Source organism: Microbacterium sp. UBA1612, assembly GCF_002321605.1.
GTDB lineage: Bacteria > Actinomycetota > Actinomycetes > Actinomycetales > Microbacteriaceae > Microbacterium > Microbacterium luteum.
The window spans coordinates 20,800-38,511 of sequence record NZ_DCMW01000012.1; the positions used below are offsets into that span (position 1 = coordinate 20,800).

Consider the following 17,712-nt stretch of genomic DNA (forward strand, 5'->3'; position numbering starts at 1 on the left):
CGTGAGCGAAACCGATGAGATCGAAGGAGATCGCATGTCGATGAGCACGCCGTCGGTGGGGACGGGGTCGATGAGTACGCCGTCGATGAGCACAGCGGAGGAGCGCGCCGCCATCGTCGATGCGGTGCGGGACTTCGCCGCCGCCGAGATCGCTCCGCACGCTCTGGAGTGGGACGAGCGCAAGCACTTCCCGCGAGACGTGCTGCACCGCGCGGGCGAGCTCGGACTCGGCGGGATCACCGTGCGCGAGGACGCCGGCGGCTCCGCGCTGTCTCGCTCCGACGCCGTGCTGATCTTCGAGGAGCTCGCGGCGGCGGACCCGGCGGTCGCGGCCTACATCAGCATCCACAACATGGTGGCGTGGATGATCGACACCTACGGGTCGGGCGCGCAGCGCGAGCAGTGGCTGCGGCGTCTGACGGCGATGGCCGACTTCGGCGGGTACTGCCTCACCGAACCCGGGGCGGGGTCGGACGCCGCCGCCATCACCACCAGCGCGATCCGCTCCGGCGACGAGTACGTGCTCACGGGTGTGAAGCAGTTCATCTCGGGCGGCGGCGTCGCATCCGTGTACGTGGTGATGGCGCGCACCGGCGAACCCGGCGCGCGCGGCATCAGCGCCTTCCTCGTCCCCGCCGACGCGGAGGGCATGGCCTACGGCGCTCGCGAGAAGAAGATGGGGTGGAACGCCCAGCCGACGGCGCAGGTCATCCTCGATGAGGTGCGCGTGCCCGCCTCGGCCATGCTCGGCGAGGAAGGCGAGGGGTTCCGGATCGCGATGTCCGCGCTCGACGGAGGACGGGTGAGCATCGCCGCGTGTTCGATCGGCGGTGCCCGCTCCGCCCTCGACCGCGCGACGCGCTACGTGCAGGAGCGCTTCACCTTCGGCGAGCCGCTCGCCGAGAAGCAGGCTGTCGTCTTCGCGCTCGCAGACATGGCCACTGATCTGCGGGCCGCGCGCGGCATGGTGCGCGATGCGGCGGCGGCGCTCGATGAGCGATCCGACGACGCGTCGATGCAGTGCGCGATGGCCAAGAGGTTCGCCACCGACGTCGGATTCCGCGTCGCGAACGACGCCCTGCAGCTGCACGGCGGGTACGGCTATCTGCACGACTACGGCATCGAGAAGATCGTGCGCGACCTGCGGGTGCACCAGATCCTCGAGGGCACGAACGAGATCATGCGCGTCATCATCGGACGCGAGCTGATCGGGGCCTCGCGATGAGGGTCGCGTTCCTCGGTCTCGGCCACATGGGCCTGCCGATGGCCCGCAACCTCGTCGGCGCCGGGCACGACGTCGTCGGGTTCGACGTGGTGCCCGGCGCGCGGGAGGCGGCGCGGGCCGCCGGCCTGCGCGTCGTCAACGCGGCGACGGATGCGGTTGCCGACGCCGAGGTCGTCATCACGATGTTCGCCGCCGGTCACCAGGTCATCGACGCCTACCGCGGCGGTGCGGGGCGGCCGGGGCTGCTGGCCGCCGCCCCCGGCGGCATCCTCTTCGTCGACTGCTCCACGATCGCCGTCGACGAGGCCCGCGCCGCGCATGCTCTCGCCGAGGCCGCGGGGCTCCGCAGCGTGGACGCGCCCGTCTCGGGCGGGGTGGTCGGCGCCGAGAACGCGACGCTCACGTTCATGGTCGGCGGTGCGCGCGCCGACGTCGACGCGGCACGGCCGCTGCTGGAGGTGATGGGTGCGCGCGTCGTGCACTGCGGCGGACCGGGTCTCGGGCAGGCGGCGAAGGTGTGCAACAACATGATCCTCGCGGCGTCGCAGATCGTGGTGGCCGAGGCGTTCGTGCTGGGGGAGCGCCTCGGTCTGTCGCACCAGGCGCTGTTCGACGTCGCCGCTCACGCGTCGGGGCAGTGCTGGGCGCTGACCACCAACTGCCCGGTGCCCGGGCCCGTTCCGTCGAGCCCCGCGAACCGCGGCTTCGAACCGGGGTTCGCCGGCGCCCTCATGGACAAGGATCTCGGTCTCGCCGAGAAGGCCGTCGAGCTCACCGGCGTCGACGCGCGGATGGGCATGCTCGCCCGCACGATCTACCGTGAATTCGTCGACGGCGGTGGGGCCGGGCGCGACTTCTCGGGCATCATCGAGAGCGTCCGCGCCCCGTCCGACGATCCGAGGAGCACCGCATGATCGACTACGAGACCATCCGTTCCGACACGCGCGGCCGCGTCGGCTGGATCACCCTCCACCGTCCCGATGCGCTCAACGCGCTCAATACGACGGTGATGCGCGAGGTCGTCGACGCCGCCACCCGCTTCGACGCCGACGAGCGCATCGGCGCGATCGTGCTGACCGGGTCGGAGAAGGCGTTCGCGGCCGGCGCCGACATCAAGGAGATGGCCGACAAGTCGGGCCTCGAGATGACGATGGACGATCACTTCGGCCAGTGGGCGCGCTTCGCGGCGGTGCGCACGCCGGTGATCGCCGCCGTCTCGGGATACGCCCTCGGCGGCGGTTGCGAGCTCGCCATGATGTGCGATGTCATCCTGGCCGCCGACACCGCGAGATTCGGTCAGCCCGAGATCAACCTCGGCGTCATCCCCGGCATGGGCGGCACGCAGCGCCTGCTGCGCGCGATCGGCCCGTACAAGGCGGCCGAGCTCATCCTCACCGGACGCATGATGGATGCTGCCGAGGCCGAGCGTTCCGGTCTCGTCTCACGTGTCGTGCCGGCCGCCGACCTGATCGAGGAGGCGGAGAAGACCGCGTCGACGATCGCCGAGAAGTCGCTGCCGTCGCTGTACGCCGCCAAGGCCGCCCTCGCCGCCGCGCAGGAGTCGTCGCTGGCGGAGGGGCTGCGCTACGAGAGGCAGGCCTTCGCCGCGCTCTTCGACACCGCCGACCAGAAGGAGGGCATGGCCGCCTTCCGCGAGAAGCGCCCGCCGCACTTCACCCACCGCTGATGCCGACCCGCTCATCCGCCAGGCCCGGGCGCACCGCCGAGACCGGGGTGCGTGCGCCCGGGTCTCGGACGCCCGCCCGGGTCTGGATGCGCGGGAGCTCAGAGCGGGTCGGGCACCGGACGCGGGTCGGTGAAGTCGCCGGCGTCCTTGCGCATCCGCGCGATGATGCCGGCGAGCTCTTCGGCGTCGCCGTCGTCGAGACCGACGTTCTCGAACACCTCGGCGTTCAGCGCCACCGTCGCGCGCTCGACCACGTCGCGGCCGGCGTCGGTGAGCACGAGCATCGCCGCGCGTCCGTCGACCGGGTGCGGCTCGCGGGCGGCGAGCTCGGCGCGCACGAGCCGGTCCACCGTGTTCGTGACGCTCGTGGGATGCACCTGCAGGCGGGCGATCGCGCTGGCCATCGGCATGCGCCCGTCGCGCGTGAAGGCGAGCAGCCGCAGCATCTCGTACCGCGCGAACGACAGGCCGAACGGCTTCAGCGCCGCGTCGATGCGGGCCATGAGGATCTGCTGCGCGCGGATCACCGAGGTGACCACCGACATGCCGGTGGCGGCATCCGTCCAGCCGTGAGCCACCCACTGGCGCTTCGCCTCGGCGAGCGGGTCGATGGGCAGGGGGCGCTGTCGGGCCATCCTCCACCTCCGGGTCGTCGCCTCCACGCTAGCCCAGCGGGCCCGGCCGGTGGCACGCGCATAGACTCGACACGACGAAGGAGCGGAGCCTGATGAAGATCGTCGTCCTGGTCAAGGAGGTCCCGGATACCTACGGTGACCGCGTGCTCGATCTCGAGACCGGCCTCGCGCAGCGCGACGCCGGGGACCGCGTTCTCGACGAGATCGGTGAACGGGCGCTCGAGGTCGCTCTCGCCCATGCCGACGCGTCGGGCGACGCCGAGGTCGTGCTGCTGTCGATGGCGCCGGAGGCGGCGACGACGTCGCTGCGCCGAGGTCTCGCGATGGGGGCGGCATCCGCGGTGCAGGTCGTCGACGAGGGCCTCGTCGGCGCCGACCTCGGCCTCACCTCGCAGGTGCTCGCCGCAGCCCTGGACCGCATCGGATTCGATCTCGCGATCACCGGCAATCTCTCCACCGACGGCACCGGCGGCGTGTTGCCGGCGATGATCGCCGAATTGCTCGACATCCCCGCCGCGACCGCGCTGACGAGTGTGCGGATCGGCGACGGGGAGGTCGCAGGTGTGCGCGCGAGCGACGCGGGGACCATGGAGGTCTCCGCGGCGCTCCCGGCGGTGATCTCGATCACCGAGGCGCTGCCCGACCCGCGCATGGCCAATTTCAAGGGGATCATGGCCGCGAAGAAGAAGCCCTTCGAGACGCTGACCCTCGCGGATCTCGACATCGACCCGCTCGACGCGCGGTGGTCGCGATCGATCATGATCGGCATCGCCGAGAAGCCGCCCCGGGCGGCGGGGGTCAAGATCGTCGACGAGGGTGACGCCGGCGAGAAGCTCGCGGACTTCCTCGTCGAGAACCGGCTGGCATAGGAGCGACGACATGGCGGAATACGCGAAGGATGCGGTGCTGGTGCTCCTCGAGGCGACGCCCGCGGGCGAGCTGACGAAGTCGGCCGCGGGTCTGATCGGAGCCGCGTCGCAGGTCGGCACGCCGATCGCCGTCCTCGTCGGCGCGGAGAAGCTGGCGCACGATGCCGCGGCGCTCGGAGCCGGCACGGTGCTGGTCGCCCCGGCGGGCGAGGGACTCACCGTTCCGGCCGTCGACGCGCTGGCGGCGGCCGTCGAGCTGGTCGACCCGGATGCGGTCCTGACGGCCCACTCGATCGAAGGGCGCGAGGCCGCCGGGCGCCTCGCCGCCCGGCGTCGATCCGGCCTGTGCGTCGACGCCGTCGGTGTCTCGCGCGACGACGAAGGCGTGATCGCGCACCACTCGGTGTACGGCGGGTCGTACGACGTGGATGCGTCCGTCACGTGGGGGGCACCCATCATCACCGTGCGCCAGGGCTCGATCGAGGCGCGCGCCGATGCCGTCGCCGATCCGGTCATCGAGACGCTCGAGGTCGCTCCGTCGGGCCGGAAGGCCGCGACCGTGGGCGCCGTCGCCGAGGCCGCCGTCTCGTCGTCGCGACCGGAGCTGCGCGGCGCGGCCAAGGTCGTCTCGGGTGGCCGCGGGCTCGGCTCCGAAGAGAAGTTCGCCCTCGTCGAGCAGCTCGCCGACGCCCTCGGCGCCGCCGTCGGCGCCTCTCGGGCCGCGGTCGACGCGGGATACGTGCCGGCGTCGTTCCAGGTCGGGCAGACCGGCGTCTCGGTGTCGCCGCAGCTGTACATCGCCCTCGGCATCTCCGGCGCGATCCAGCACAAAGCCGGGATGCAGACGGCCAAGACGATCGTCGCGATCAACAAGGACGGCGACGCCCCGATCTTCGACATCGCCGACTTCGGCGTCGTCGGCGACCTCTTCACCATCGTGCCGCAGCTGATCGCGGCGCTCGAGGCGAAGCGGAAGTAGCGCGGATGGCGACCTACGCGCGCACCGTGCGGCAGGGGCTGCCGCGGCGGCCGAGCGGAGAGCCGTGGCCGCCCGTCGACGCCCCCGTTCCGTCCGTAAATGCGGTGCCGCCCGCCGACGCCCCCGTTCCGCAGTCGGTTTCTGCGGGTGTTTCGGGTGTGGATGCGTCGAATGTGACTGCGGAGCGGGATGTGGGGGTGCACGGTTCTGTTCCGCAGTCGGTTTCTGCGGGTGTTTCGGGTGTGGATGCGTCGAATGTGACTGCGGAGCGGGATGTGGGGTCCGCGGCGGCGTCGACGCTGCGCCGCGGCCTGCCGAGGGTGAAGGGCGGCGACCCGTGGCCGCCCGCCTCCGCTTCCGCCGCGGCATCGGCTGGCGCGGCGGCTTTGGGTCCGCAGACCACGGCGGCGGAACCGGTCGCGCCGACGGCCCGGCCGACCGAGCCCGCCGCGCCTGCCGCGCCTGCCGCGCCCGCCGCTCCGCAGTCAGAAGCTGCGGGTGTGGGCGCGCTTGACCCACAGAAAGTGACTGCGGAACGGGATAGCCCGACTGCGGAACAGGGGAAGTCGGTGGGTGGCGGGGCTGTCCGCCGCGGGCTGCCGCGGGTTCGCGGTGGGGAGCCGTGGCCCCCGGCACCCGTCCGGCCGGCCCCCGCCGCGGTGGCGCCCGAGACGGATGCCACGCCGAGACCCGGAGGTGCACCCGAAACGCCGGCCACCGCCGTGGCGGCGCGGGCCGACCTCTCGCAGCCCCTGCCGTTCACGCGCACGGTGTGGAACGGGCGGGCGCCGCGGACGGCGCCGCCCGCATCCGAACCCCGTCGCATGGGTCCCTTCACGCCCCTGCAGTGGATCGGGGCGGTGGTCGTCGGTGGCATCGCCGTGGTCTACGCGGCCGCGATGCTCGTGCTGGCGATGCGGTGGCTCGCGAGCACCGAGCCGCTGCAGGCGTTCCTCACCGCGTTCCCCGGCGAGTACCACCTGCCGGAGGGCGCGCCGGTGGGTCTGCCCGCGTGGCTCGGATGGCAGCACTTCCTCAACACGTTCTTCATCCTGCTGATCATCCGCACCGGGTTGCGCGTGCGCACCGAGAAGCGGCCGACGGCGTTCTGGTCCCCGCGAAAGAACCGCAAGCGCAAGATCAGCCTCAACCTGTGGTTCCACCAGTCGCTCGACATCCTCTGGATCGCCAACGGCGTCGTGTTCGTGGTGCTGCTGTTCCTCACGGGTCAATGGATGCGGCTCGTCCCGACCTCGTGGGAGGTGTTCCCCAACGCGCTGTCGGCCGGCATCCAGTACCTCACGCTCGACTGGCCCACCGAGAACGGGTGGGTGAACTACAACAGCCTGCAGCAGCTGGCGTACTTCAGCGTCGTCTTCATCGCGGCACCGCTGGCGATCGCCACGGGCGTGCGCATGTCGGGGGTGTGGCCGAAGAACGCCAAGACGCTCAACCGGGTGTATCCGGTGGAGTGGGCGCGCGCGTTGCACTTCCCGGTGATGCTCTTCTTCGTCGCGTTCATCTTCGTGCACGTCGTGCTGGTCTTCGCCACCGGGGCGCTGCGCAACCTCAACCACATGTACGCCGCGCAGGGCTCGGCCGATCCGAACGCCTACGCCGACAACTGGACCGGTTTCTGGATCTTCGCCGCCTCGCTCGTGGTGATTGCTGCCGCCTGGGTCGCCGCACGCCCGCTCGTGCTTGCGCCCATCGCGCGCCTGTTCGGGTCGGTGTCAGGCCGCTGAGCGGAGCCGCGAACGGGGGATAACCCCCGGTCGGATCTCCGGATCCCTCGGACGCGCGCCGCCGGGGGCCGGTCGTACCGTTGTCGACATGACCACTCCCGACTCCCCACCCGGACGCCGGCCGGCCGCTCCGGCGATGATCGCCGGATCGCTCGCGCAACTCGCCGCGCTCGGCGTGATCGGTCCCGCCGTCTTCACCGTGCTGTTCACCCTGCTGGGGGTCGGACTGGGCCTGGTGCCCCTTCTCGGCGTCGGCCTGCTGCTGCTCTACGTGCTCGTCTACGCGATGTACGCGACCGCGTGGCTCGAGTACGCCCGCGTCGACGGCCTCTACGGTCTGGAGCTGCCGCCGGTCCGCGTCCGCCGCTCTTCGCGCCCCGGATTCGGCGGATTCCTCCGCATGGTCTGGGCGCAGTTCACCGACCCGATCGTGTGGCGCGGCATTGCCAGCATCGCGGTCTCGACGGTCCTCGGACTTCTCGTCGTCCCGCTCCTCACGGCCGTCATCGTCGGCATCGCCGGCGCCTTCGCACCGCTGTACGCGGGCGAGACCGTGCGCCTGTTCGGCATCGGCCTCGACGTGGGGTCGGCTCTCGCCGTGCCCGTGGGCATCGTCGGGGCGCTCGCCGCGTCCGCCGCCCTCGTGGGACTCGCCATCCTGCACGGTGTGCTCGGCCGGGCGATCCTCGTCCCCTCCCGCGAAGCCCAGCTCGCCCACGAGGCGCGACTCTCCCAGGAGCAGCGTGCCGGCGCGGTGCGATCGGCCGAGGTGGAGCGCACCCGGATCGAGCGCGATCTCCACGACGGCGTGCAGCCGAGACTGGTCTCGGTCGGGATGACGCTGGGCCTCGCCCAGCAGAAGGTCGACGTCGATCCGCAGGCCGCCAAGGAGCTGATCGCCGAGGCGCACACCTCGACGAAGGCCGCGATCACCGAGCTGCGCCAGCTCGCCCGTGGCATCCACACCTCGGTCCTCGACGACCGCGGACTCGACGCCGCCCTGTCGGCGCTCGCCGCCCGCTCGCCGGTGCCGGTCACACTCGACGTGCGCGTTCCCGGCCGGTGCGGTCCGGCGGCCGAGGCCGCGGTGTACTTCGTCATCGCCGAGTCGCTCACCAACGCCGCCAAGCACTCTCGGGGGACCGAAGCGCGCGTGCTCGTGCGGATGCGCGAGGAGGGCACGCTCTGGGCCCGCATCGAAGACAACGGCGTGGGCGGTGCCCGCGTCGTCGCCGGCGGCGGACTCGACGGCATCGCCAATCGCGTGCTCGGCGTCGGCGGCACGTTCCGCCTCGACAGTCCCGGCGGGGGCCCGACGACGGTGGAGGTGACGGTGCCATGCGCATCCTGATCTGCGAAGACTCCGCACTGCTGCGGGAGGGCCTGGTGCGCATGCTCGCCGACGCCGGCCACGAGGTGGTCGCCGCCCTTCCCGACGCGACGCGGCTCGACGACACCGTCGTCGAGGTCTCGCCCGACCTGTGCATCCTCGACGTGCGGCTGCCGCCGACGCGCACCGACGAGGGCATCCGCGCCGCCCTGCGGCTTCGCGCCGCCGACCCGCAGCTGCCGGTGCTCGTGCTTTCGCAGTACGTCGAGGAGCGGTACGCCAGCGACCTCATCGCCGGCAAGGGAGGAGCCCTCGGCTACCTCCTGAAGGACCGCGTCGCCGACGTGGGCGAGTTCGTCGAGAGCGTCGAGCGGATCGGTGCCGGCGGCACCATCCTCGACCCCGAGGTCGTCGCGCAGCTGCTGTCGCGCCGCGCCCTCGACGAACGGATGAGCCGCCTCACCGACCGGGAGGCGAGCGTTCTCGCCCTCATCGCGGAGGGGAAGTCCAATCACGCGATCGCGCGCACCCTCTTCGTCAGCGAGGGCAGCGTCGAGAAGCACATCACCGCCGTCTTCCAGAAGCTCGACCTCGAACAGGACGAATCGGGGAACCGGCGCGTCCTGGCCGTGCTCGCCCACCTCGAGCACGGCGGCCCCGTCACCGGCGCCACGCAGACAGGAGAACCGTCATGACCGACACCCTCACCCCTCCGCCCCAGCAGCCGTCCGCGCCTGCGCCGACCGCGCCGCCGTCGCGCACGCGCGCGTCGTCGACCGTCATCGCGATCCTCACGATCGCGTTCGGTGTGGTCGTGATCGTCGGGGCGCTGGTCGCGACGACGTTCCGCGCCGTCGGAGCGGCGATGGTGGACGATGCATCGCACACCGCGGACGCGGTCGGCGTGCGCACCCTCGACGTCGACGTCACCGCCGCCGAGCTGCGCATCGAATTCGCCGACGTCGACGAGGCGCGCCTCGACGTGTCGCGCGCCGCCGCCGCCGACCAATGGCGGCTCGAGCGCGACGGCGACCGCCTCGCCGTCTCGACCCCGGACGAGTTCTTCGGCATCCCGTGGCTCTTCGGCGGCAACGGCAGCGCCGTGCTGGTGCTGCCCGAGCGACTCGAAGGGGCCGGAATGGATGCGGCGCTGGACCTCGCCGCGGGACGCATCGTCGCGGACGCCGACTGGGGCGAGGTCGACCTGTCGGTCAGCGCCGGGGAGATCGACCTCGACGGCACCGCCGACGGCGTCGTCGCCGACGTGAGCGCCGGCAAGATCGAGCTCGACGTGTCGGACGTGGCCGACGGGCGCTTCGACGTCAGCGCCGGGGAGATCGTCGCGCGACTCGGCGGGAGCGCCCCCGACGCCCTGCAGGTGTCGGTGAGCGCCGGATCCCTTCGCCTGGTCGTCCCCGACGACGTCTATGCCGTCGACGTCGACGTGTCGGCCGGTGAGGTGACCAACCGGCTGCAGACCTCGCCCGACGCCGCCCACCGCATCTCCGGAGACGTCTCCGCCGGCGACCTCCGCCTCATCCCCGGCAGCTGAGGGCGACGCTCAGGCGCGCGGCGCGGCCGGAGAGGATATCCCGGCTGGAGAGGACGGATCCGCAGCGAAGCGTCCTCTCGGAGCGGGATCTCCTCCTGAGGCGCACGCGGTTTGAGGCGCACGCTGCGGCCTCGGGGCCTCGGGGCCTCGGGGCCTCGGGGCCTGGGACCCGCGGCCGCATCCTGCCCGCGCCCGGATCCGGTCCGGCGCTCAAGAGGAGAACCTGGTTGGAGAGGACGGATCCGCAACGAAGCGTCCTCTCGGAGCGGGATCTCCTCTTGAGGCGCACACGGTTTGAGGCGCGCGCGGTGGCCTTGAGGTGGCGCGGGCCTCAGGGGGGCGCGGGCCCCAGGGTGACGGCAGCTGAGGGCCGCGCTCAGGCGCGCGCGGCGCGGCCGGCGGCGTACCCCTCGGCGTAGGCCTCGTCGGCGCCCTGCCGGAACATGTCGCGCTCGGCGGGGCGCACGATCGTGCGGGCGCCGGGCAGGTCGAGGTCGCCGACGAGGTCGGCGCGCCCTCGGACGACGGCGACGGGCAGCCCCGCGGCCTTGCCCTTGACGAGGTCGGCGGCACCCGCGATCTCGTCGGCGACGCACGGCATCGTCACCACGAGGGGTCGGCCCTCGGTGTCGGTGTGCCCGCGCAGGTCTTCGAACACGTGCACGCCGGCGGCGCCGATCGCGTGGTCGGTCTGACCCTCGCGCCACGCGCGGCCGAGCGTGTCGGTCACGAGCACGCCGATGCGGGCCCCGCTGCGCTCTCGCAGGCCGGACGCGATCGCGCGGGCCGAGGCGTCGGGGTCCGCGGGCAGCAGCAGCACCGTGCCATCGGGGGTGTTGGAGGCATCCACTCCGGCGGCGGCCGAGACGATGCCGAGGGGATTCTCCACGATGCGCGTCACGTGTCCGGTCGGGCTCGTGCGCGAGGCGACCAGCCGCACGGTCTGCTCGGTGATGGCGTCTTCGCGGTCGTCGGCATGCAGGATGCGGCCCTCGGCCTTGGACACGATCTTCGAGGTCACCACGACGATGTCGCCGTCGGCCAGCGGAACGCCGCGCTCGAGCGCATCGCCGATCAGCGCGACGAGATCGTCACCGGGTGAGACTTCAGGGATGCCCTCGAGGGCCCACGCCTGCAGCACGCCGGTCAGCGCACGAAGCGCACTTCGGTCAGCGTCTCACCGAGGAAGGGCTCGGTGTGGGTCGCGCCGTCGAGCGTGAAGCCGTTGCGGGTGTAGAAGCGGTGGGCGCGCGGGTTGTCCTCGGCGACCCACAGGTAGATCTCCTCGTCGGGGGGCACGACCGCGTCGAAGAGCTTCTGGCCGATGCCGGTGCCGTGCCACGCGTCGAGCAGGTAGATGAAGTACAGCTCGCGGTTGCGCACGGCATCCTTGTCGCGGGCGGGACCGGATCCGGCGAACCCGACGATCTCGCCCTCGACCAGTGCGGCGAACATCCGGAAGTCGTCGCCCTGCACGGCCCAGTGGGTCCAGAGTTCCGCCAGGCGTCGTGGCGACACCTTCTCCAGCGCGGCCTTGCTGATGAGGTGGTCATAGGTCTCGTGCCAGCAGGTCGCGTGCACTCGACCGAGGTCGACGGCATCCACGTCCCGGACCGGACGGACGACGATGTCGGTCTGCAGTTCGGCTTCCATGCGGTGACTCTACGCTCGGCCGCGCCCGGCCGGAAATCCGCCGGTGAACGCCGGGCGACGAGCACGGGAACGGATGCGCGCCGCGCGCAGGAACGGATGCGCGCCGCGCGAGAGCCGGATGCGCGCCGCGCGAGAGATTTGTGCCGTTCCGACAATCGGATCGCGCGTGATGTCGTGAATCGCTACCATCGGCGCTCGTGAATGTGTGGTGGCGCACCCTGCTGACGATCCTGCTCGCACGCCGGCGCATGCGCCGCGAGGGGGCCGTGTCGCCGACGGCGGTCGGCCGCATCCGCCTGACGACCCTGCCGACCGACATCGACATCCTGCAGCACATGAACAACGGCCGGTACCTGTCACTGTTCGACCTCGGGCGGTGGGACCTGCTCACCCGCACCGGGCTGCTCGGAGCGATGCGCCGGCACGGCTGGTACGCCGTCGTGTCATCGGAGACAGTGACCTTCCGCAAGTCGCTGAACCTGTGGCAGCGATTCGACGTCGAGTCGCGGCTCATCGGGCACGACGACCGGGCGGTGTACCTCGAGCATCGCGCGGTGGTCGACGGCGAGGTCTATGCCCGTGCCGTCATCCGCGCCCGCATGATGAAGCGCAGCGGCGGCACCCTCTCCCACGAGGAGCTGTTCGGCGCGGTCGGCCGCCCCGAGGGCATCCCCGACGTGGACGCGTGGATCCATGACTGGGCGTCCGCCTCAGCCCTTCCCTCGACCCGTCGCGAGGCCCCCAGCATCTGGGGCTGAATCGCCCGGATCGCTCCTCGGCTCCGCGGGTGCGCCGACGTAGGCTTCGCGTATGTCCCAGCCCTCCCCGTCGCGAGTGTCTTCGGACAGTCTCACCGCCCGCGCCGTCGCGCTCGCCAAGCGCTGGACGCGCGAATCCGCGCAGGTCGAGACCGACCCGGCCGCCCAGCGGCTCGCGGGGGTGCTCAAGGACGCCAACGGGCTGCCGTTCACGATGGGCTTCGTCGACGGCGTCATGCGCCCGGAGAGCCTGGGTGCGGCCGCCTCGCGCCTCAACCGCATCGCGCCGCTCGTGCCCGAGTTCCTGCCGTGGTACCTGCGCGGCGCCGTGCGGGTCGGCGGTGCCGTCGCCCCGGTGCTGCCCGCGCCGGTCGTGCCGATCGCGCGCCGGGTGCTGCGGGAGATGGTGGGGCACCTGGTGGTGGATGCGCGCCCCGACAAGTTCGGTCCGGCCATCGAGCGGCTGCGCGAATCCGGGGCGCGGCTCAACCTGAATCTGCTCGGCGAGGCCGTTCTCGGCGAGGCCGAGGCGAAACGGCGGCTCGACGGCATCCACGACCTCATCCGTCGACCCGACGTCGACTACGTCTCGGTCAAGGTCTCCGCCATCGCGAGCCACATCTCGATGTGGGCCTTCGACGAGGTCGTCGACGCGGTCGTCGAACGCCTCCTGCCCCTCTACCTGTCGGCGGCCTCCGACGACACCTTCATCAATCTCGACATGGAGGAGTACCGCGACCTCGACCTGACCATCGCCGTCTTCACGCGCATCCTCGAAGACCCCCGCCTGGCCGGTCTCGAGGCCGGCATCGTGCTGCAGACCTACCTGCCGGATGCGCTGCCGGCGCTGCAGCAGCTCACCGCGTGGGCCCGGCAGCGCGTGGCCGCCGGGGGCGCGCGCATCAAGGTGCGGCTGGTGAAGGGCGCGAATCTCGCGATGGAGCGCGTCGACGCGGTGCTGCACGGGTGGGAGCTCGCCACCTACGACGCGAAGGTCGACACCGACGCGAACTACGTGCGGTGCCTCGATCACGCGCTGCGGCCGGAGAACACCGCCGCCGTGCGTCTCGGGGTCGCCGGGCACAACCTGTTCCACATCGCCTACGCGTGGCTGCTCGCCGGCGAGCGCGGCGTCTCCGGCGACCTCGAGGTGGAGATGCTGCTGGGCATGGCACAGGGGCAGGTGGCCGCGGTCGCCCAGGAGGTGGGGCACGTGCTGCTCTACGTGCCGGTGGTGCGTCCTGACGAGTTCGACGTCGCGATCAGCTACCTGGTGCGGCGGCTGGAGGAGAACGCGTCGAGCGAGAACTTCCTGTCGGCGGCGTTCGAGATCGCCGACGACTCCGAGCTGTTCGACCGCGAGCGCGACCGCTTCCTCGCATCGGTGGCTCGGGCCGCCGACCCGTCGCTGCCGACCGGGCCGAACCGCGGGCAGGATCGCGCCGCCCCGTCCGGCGCCGACGACGCGCGCGCCGTCGCGGGCGGGGCCCGCGCCGTGCTGCGCGAACCGGAGCAGGCGCACACCGGCACGCCCGCCGAGAGCGGGCTGACGCAGGCCGTCCTCGGCATCGCGCGTTCTTCCGGTGACGACGGCGACACCGACGCGACGCCGTTCGGCTCGTTCGGCGACGCCGTACGGTTCGGCGGCGAGGCGTTCGTCGACACCGCCGTCTTCTCCGAGCGCGAACGTCGCACGCTGGCGCCCGCGGCCGGCGCGCCAGGGTTCGTCAACACGCCGGATTCCGACCCGGCGCTCGCAGCCAACCGGGCGTGGGCGGCCGACATCCTCGCCCGCGTCGCGACCTCGACCGCGGGGGAGAGAGTCGTCGCGGCATCCCGTGTGAACGACGAGGCCGACCTCGATCGCGCCGTGCAGCGCGTGCGGGATGCGGCGCGCGCGTGGGGTGCGCGCCCGGCCTCCGAGCGGGCGACCGTGCTCCAGGCCGCCGCGCGCGCCCTGGAGGCGCGGAGGGGGGAGCTCATCGAGGTCGCCGCCTCGGAGACGGGGAAGGTGTTCGCCGAGGCCGATGTCGAGGTCAGCGAAGCGGTCGACTTCGCGAACTACTACGCGGCGACCGCGCGCGAGCTCGACCGCGTCGGCGGCGCGCTGTTCCTGCCGTCGAGCGTCACCGTCGTCGCCCCGCCGTGGAACTTCCCGATCGCGATCCCCGCGGGCGGCGTGCTGGCCTCGCTCGCCGCCGGGTCGGGCGTCGTATTCAAGCCCGCGCCGCCGTCGCGGCGCTGCGCGGCGGTCGTCGCCGAAGCGCTGTGGTCCGCCGGAGTACCCCGTGACGTGCTCGCGTTCGTCGACATCGACGAGGCCGACCTCGGCCGACGACTCATCGCCCACCCCGACGTCGACCGCGTCATCCTCACCGGCTCGTGGGACACCGCCGCGCTGTTCCGCTCGTGGCGCCCCGATCTGCCGCTGCTGGCCGAGACGAGCGGCAAGAACGCCCTGATCGTCACCCCCTCCGCCGACCTCGACCTCGCCGCATCCGACCTCGTCAAGAGCGCCTTCGGTCATGCCGGTCAGAAGTGCTCGGCGGCGTCGCTGGCCATCCTCGTCGGCCCGGTCGGGCGGTCGAGGCGGTTCTCCCGGCAGCTCGTCGACGCGGTGCGATCGCTGCGTGTCGCGCCGCCGACGGATCCGCTCGCCGAGGTGGGCCCGGTCATCGAGAAGCCGCAGGGCAAGCTGGAGTGGGCGCTTTCGACCCTCGACGACGGCGAGCAGTGGCTCGTGGAGCCGACCCTGCTCGACGCCGGACCCGCATACGACGGTCGTCTGTGGACGCCGGGAGTGCGCGTCGGGGTGCAGCCGGGATCGCGCATGCATCTCGAGGAGTTCTTCGGGCCCGTGCTCGGCATCATGCACGCCGCGTCGCTCGAGGAGGCCATCGACCTCCAGAACGCCGTCGCGTACGGCCTGACAGCGGGCCTGCACACGCAGAGCCCCGACGACCTCGCCCGGTGGCTCGACGGCGTGCAGGCCGGCAATCTCTACGTCAACCGCGGCATCACGGGTGCGATCGTGCAGCGTCAGCCCTTCGGCGGGTGGAAGCGCTCGTCGGTCGGGCCGGGAGCGAAGGCGGGCGGACCGAACTACCTCATCGGGCTCGGCTCGTGGCGGCCGACCCCCGGTGGGGCCGGCTCGCAGACGCTCCACCTGAAGGGGCTCGACTCCCGCATCACCGCCGTCATCGAATCCGCCCAGCCGTCGCTGTCGTACGACGCCTTCGACTGGCTGCGTCGGGGTGCGCTGTCGGATGCGGTGGTGTGGAGTCGGGAGTTCGGCCAGGTGCGCGACGTGTCGGGGCTCGGCATCGAGCGGAACCTGTTCCGCTATCGCCCGGTCGACGTCGCGGTGCGGGCGGCGGGCGACGCGACCTGGCAGGCGCTGCTGCGCGTGATCGTCGCCGGCATCCGCTCCGGTTCGTCGATCACCGTCAGTGCGCCGGTGGGGCTGCCGGCCGAAGTGCGGCGCACGCTCGACGACCACGGCGTGACCGTCTACGTCGAGAGCGATGCGGAGTGGATCGGGCGGATGACCCTGCCGAACCGACCCCCTCGGGCGCGGCTGGTCGGAACCCGCGACTCCCTGCCGCCGCTGCACCGCGCGCTCGCCGAGGGGACGGGCGGCGATCCCGATCTCGCCGTGTACGACTCGGAGGTCACCACGGCCGGTCGCATCGAGCTGCTGCCCTTCCTGCACGAGCAGGCCGTCTCGATCACCGCCCACCGGTTCGGCAACCCCGACCCGTGGTCCGACGCGGTGATCTGACCCGCGGGGTGAAGGATCTCGGTCTGAGGCGGCCTCGCGGACCCCGTGCCGGCCGCCCGGATGTCGGAGAATCGGCCCGATGTCGGAGGATTCGGCGCAGATTCTCCGACATCGGCGCGGATCTCCGACGGGGCGGTTTCGAAACGGCGGCGCCGCGGCTGGGCGGCATGCTGGAATGAGGGGATGAGCGAGCGCAACTGGGCCGGCAACGTCACCTACCGGGCGCGGCGCATCGCTGAACCCCGAAGCCTCGACGAGCTCGCTGCCATCGTCGTGGAGGAGCCCCGCGTGCGGGCCCTCGGCAGCCGCCACTCCTTCACCGACATCGCCGACACCGAGGGCGTGCTCGTCTCGCTCGCGCACCTGCCGGGCGAGGTCGAGGTGGATGCGGCCGCCGGCCTCGCGCGCGTGCCGGCCGGTCTCCGCCACGGCGACCTCGTGCCGGCCCTCGACGCCGCCGGTGTGGCACTCGCCAACCTCGCCTCGCTGCCGCACATCTCCGTCGCCGGTGCGGTGCAGACCGGGACGCACGGGTCCGGCGACCGGATCGGCACTCTGGGCACCCAGGTGACGGCGGTGGAACTCGTGACCGCCGAGGGGGAGACCCTCGCGCTGCGCCGCGGCGACGCCGACTTCGCCGGTGCCGTCGTGGGGCTCGGGGCACTCGGCGTGGTCACCCACCTGACCCTCGAGGTCGAGCCGGCGTACGAGATCGCGCAGACGGTGTTCGAAGGCGTCCGGTGGGACGACGTGCTGCCGGAGATCTCCGCCGTGACCGGCGCCGGCGACAGTGTGAGCATGTTCACGACGTGGCAGGACGCCGACGCGATCGACCAGGTGTGGGTGAAGGCCCGCCCGGGGCGCGCTGATCACGACGCGCTGCGCGCGCTCGGCGGGCGCGAGGCCGACGGGCCGCGGCATCCGCTGCCGGGCATCGACCCCGCCCCGTGCACCGTGCAGGGCGGCGAACCCGGTCCGTGGTTCGCGCGGTTGCCGCACTTCCGCCTCGAGTTCACTCCGTCGGCGGGCGACGAGCTGCAGAGCGAGTACCTCGTCGATCGCGCCGACGCCCCTGCGGCGATCGATGCGCTTCGCCGCCTCGCGCCGCGGATCGCCCCGGCGCTGCAGGTGTGCGAGGTGCGCACGATGGCGGCCGACGACCTGTGGCTGAGTCCCGCGTACGCCCGCGACACCGTCGGTCTGCACTTCACGTGGCGCCTCGACCCGGATGCCGTCGGTGCGGTGCTGCCGCTCATCGAGGAGGCGCTGCCGGACTCGGCGCGCCCGCACTGGGGCAAGGTCTTCGCGATGGATGCCGCGACCCTCGCCACCCGCTACCCCCGCTGGCGGGACTTCACCGCGCTGCGGGACCGCCTCGACCCCGGCCGCCGCTTCGGCAACGCCTACCTCGCCGCCCTCGGCCTCTGACCGCATCCTCACCCGCCCCGGCCCACCCGGCCCCCGCCCCCCGGCCCCCGCCCCGCCGATGTCGGAGAAT

Annotated in this window: 15 protein-coding genes; 12 read left to right on the plus strand and 3 right to left on the minus strand. The window is 72.3% G+C overall.

Annotated elements, in window-relative coordinates:
* Window positions 1-40: 40 nt before the first annotated feature.
* Genes B3S45_RS05285 through B3S45_RS05295 form a run of 3 tightly spaced genes read left to right on the plus strand, consistent with a single transcriptional unit; the run spans window position 41 to window position 2,912 of the window.
* Complete coding sequence (locus B3S45_RS05285; protein WP_286717817.1) at window positions 41-1,225, plus strand: acyl-CoA dehydrogenase family protein; 1,185 nt, start codon at window positions 41-43, stop codon at window positions 1,223-1,225.
* The gene (gene mmsB, locus B3S45_RS05290) at window positions 1,222-2,139 is read left to right on the plus strand and encodes a 3-hydroxyisobutyrate dehydrogenase (RefSeq protein WP_286717784.1); all 918 of its coding nucleotides are present in this window, start codon (window positions 1,222-1,224) and stop codon (window positions 2,137-2,139) included. The genes B3S45_RS05285 and mmsB overlap by 4 nt, the downstream gene beginning before the upstream one ends.
* Entirely contained in the window at window positions 2,136-2,912 is a 777-nt protein-coding gene (locus tag B3S45_RS05295) for an enoyl-CoA hydratase (protein WP_286717786.1), read from the plus strand. The genes mmsB and B3S45_RS05295 overlap by 4 nt, the downstream gene beginning before the upstream one ends.
* 98 nt (window positions 2,913-3,010) lie before the next feature.
* On the opposite strand, the gene B3S45_RS05300 is transcribed toward B3S45_RS05295, so the two are convergent.
* The gene (locus B3S45_RS05300; protein ID WP_071045981.1) at window positions 3,011-3,547 is read right to left on the minus strand and encodes a MarR family winged helix-turn-helix transcriptional regulator; all 537 of its coding nucleotides are present in this window, start codon (window positions 3,545-3,547) and stop codon (window positions 3,011-3,013) included.
* Window positions 3,548-3,639: 92 nt separating this feature from the next.
* Between B3S45_RS05300 and B3S45_RS05305 the strand changes: the two genes are divergently transcribed.
* From B3S45_RS05305 to B3S45_RS05330, 6 genes are all read left to right on the plus strand, one after another.
* A complete protein-coding gene (locus tag B3S45_RS05305) occupies window positions 3,640-4,416 on the plus strand; it encodes an electron transfer flavoprotein subunit beta/FixA family protein (protein WP_286717788.1) in 777 nt (258 codons plus the stop codon).
* A gap of 10 nt (window positions 4,417-4,426) precedes the next feature.
* The gene (locus B3S45_RS05310) at window positions 4,427-5,395 is read left to right on the plus strand and encodes an electron transfer flavoprotein subunit alpha/FixB family protein (RefSeq protein WP_286717790.1); all 969 of its coding nucleotides are present in this window, start codon (window positions 4,427-4,429) and stop codon (window positions 5,393-5,395) included.
* Window positions 5,396-6,219: 824 nt separating this feature from the next.
* Complete coding sequence (locus tag B3S45_RS05315) at window positions 6,220-7,140, plus strand: cytochrome b/b6 domain-containing protein (protein WP_286717791.1); 921 nt, start codon at window positions 6,220-6,222, stop codon at window positions 7,138-7,140.
* A gap of 88 nt (window positions 7,141-7,228) precedes the next feature.
* Complete coding sequence (locus B3S45_RS05320; protein ID WP_286717793.1) at window positions 7,229-8,491, plus strand: sensor histidine kinase; 1,263 nt, start codon at window positions 7,229-7,231, stop codon at window positions 8,489-8,491.
* Window positions 8,479-9,165 carry a response regulator gene (locus B3S45_RS05325; RefSeq protein ID WP_286717795.1) on the plus strand — a complete coding sequence of 229 codons (687 nt, stop codon included), beginning with the start codon at window positions 8,479-8,481 and terminating at the stop codon, window positions 9,163-9,165. The genes B3S45_RS05320 and B3S45_RS05325 overlap by 13 nt, the downstream gene beginning before the upstream one ends.
* A complete protein-coding gene (locus B3S45_RS05330) occupies window positions 9,162-10,022 on the plus strand; it encodes a hypothetical protein (RefSeq protein WP_286717797.1) in 861 nt (286 codons plus the stop codon). The genes B3S45_RS05325 and B3S45_RS05330 overlap by 4 nt, the downstream gene beginning before the upstream one ends.
* Before the next feature lie 376 nt (window positions 10,023-10,398).
* Here the strand turns inward: B3S45_RS05330 and cofE are convergent, their stop codons facing one another.
* Together cofE and B3S45_RS05340 are read right to left on the minus strand one after the other, a co-directional pair.
* Complete coding sequence (gene cofE / locus B3S45_RS05335) at window positions 10,399-11,163, minus strand: coenzyme F420-0:L-glutamate ligase (protein ID WP_071045969.1); 765 nt, start codon at window positions 11,161-11,163, stop codon at window positions 10,399-10,401.
* Window positions 11,164-11,168: 5 nt separating this feature from the next.
* Complete coding sequence (locus B3S45_RS05340; RefSeq protein WP_286717800.1) at window positions 11,169-11,675, minus strand: GNAT family N-acetyltransferase; 507 nt, start codon at window positions 11,673-11,675, stop codon at window positions 11,169-11,171.
* A gap of 197 nt (window positions 11,676-11,872) precedes the next feature.
* Between B3S45_RS05340 and B3S45_RS05345 the strand changes: the two genes are divergently transcribed.
* The 3 genes from B3S45_RS05345 (at window position 11,873) to B3S45_RS05355 (ending at window position 17,642) form a co-directional block, all read left to right on the plus strand.
* Window positions 11,873-12,433 carry a thioesterase family protein gene (locus B3S45_RS05345; protein WP_071045964.1) on the plus strand — a complete coding sequence of 187 codons (561 nt, stop codon included), beginning with the start codon at window positions 11,873-11,875 and terminating at the stop codon, window positions 12,431-12,433.
* 52 nt (window positions 12,434-12,485) lie between these two features.
* Window positions 12,486-16,214 carry a proline dehydrogenase family protein gene (locus B3S45_RS05350; protein WP_286717802.1) on the plus strand — a complete coding sequence of 1,243 codons (3,729 nt, stop codon included), beginning with the start codon at window positions 12,486-12,488 and terminating at the stop codon, window positions 16,212-16,214.
* A gap of 183 nt (window positions 16,215-16,397) precedes the next feature.
* Window positions 16,398-17,642 carry an FAD-binding protein gene (locus B3S45_RS05355; protein ID WP_286717804.1) on the plus strand — a complete coding sequence of 415 codons (1,245 nt, stop codon included), beginning with the start codon at window positions 16,398-16,400 and terminating at the stop codon, window positions 17,640-17,642.
* Window positions 17,643-17,712: the final 70 nt, after the last annotated feature.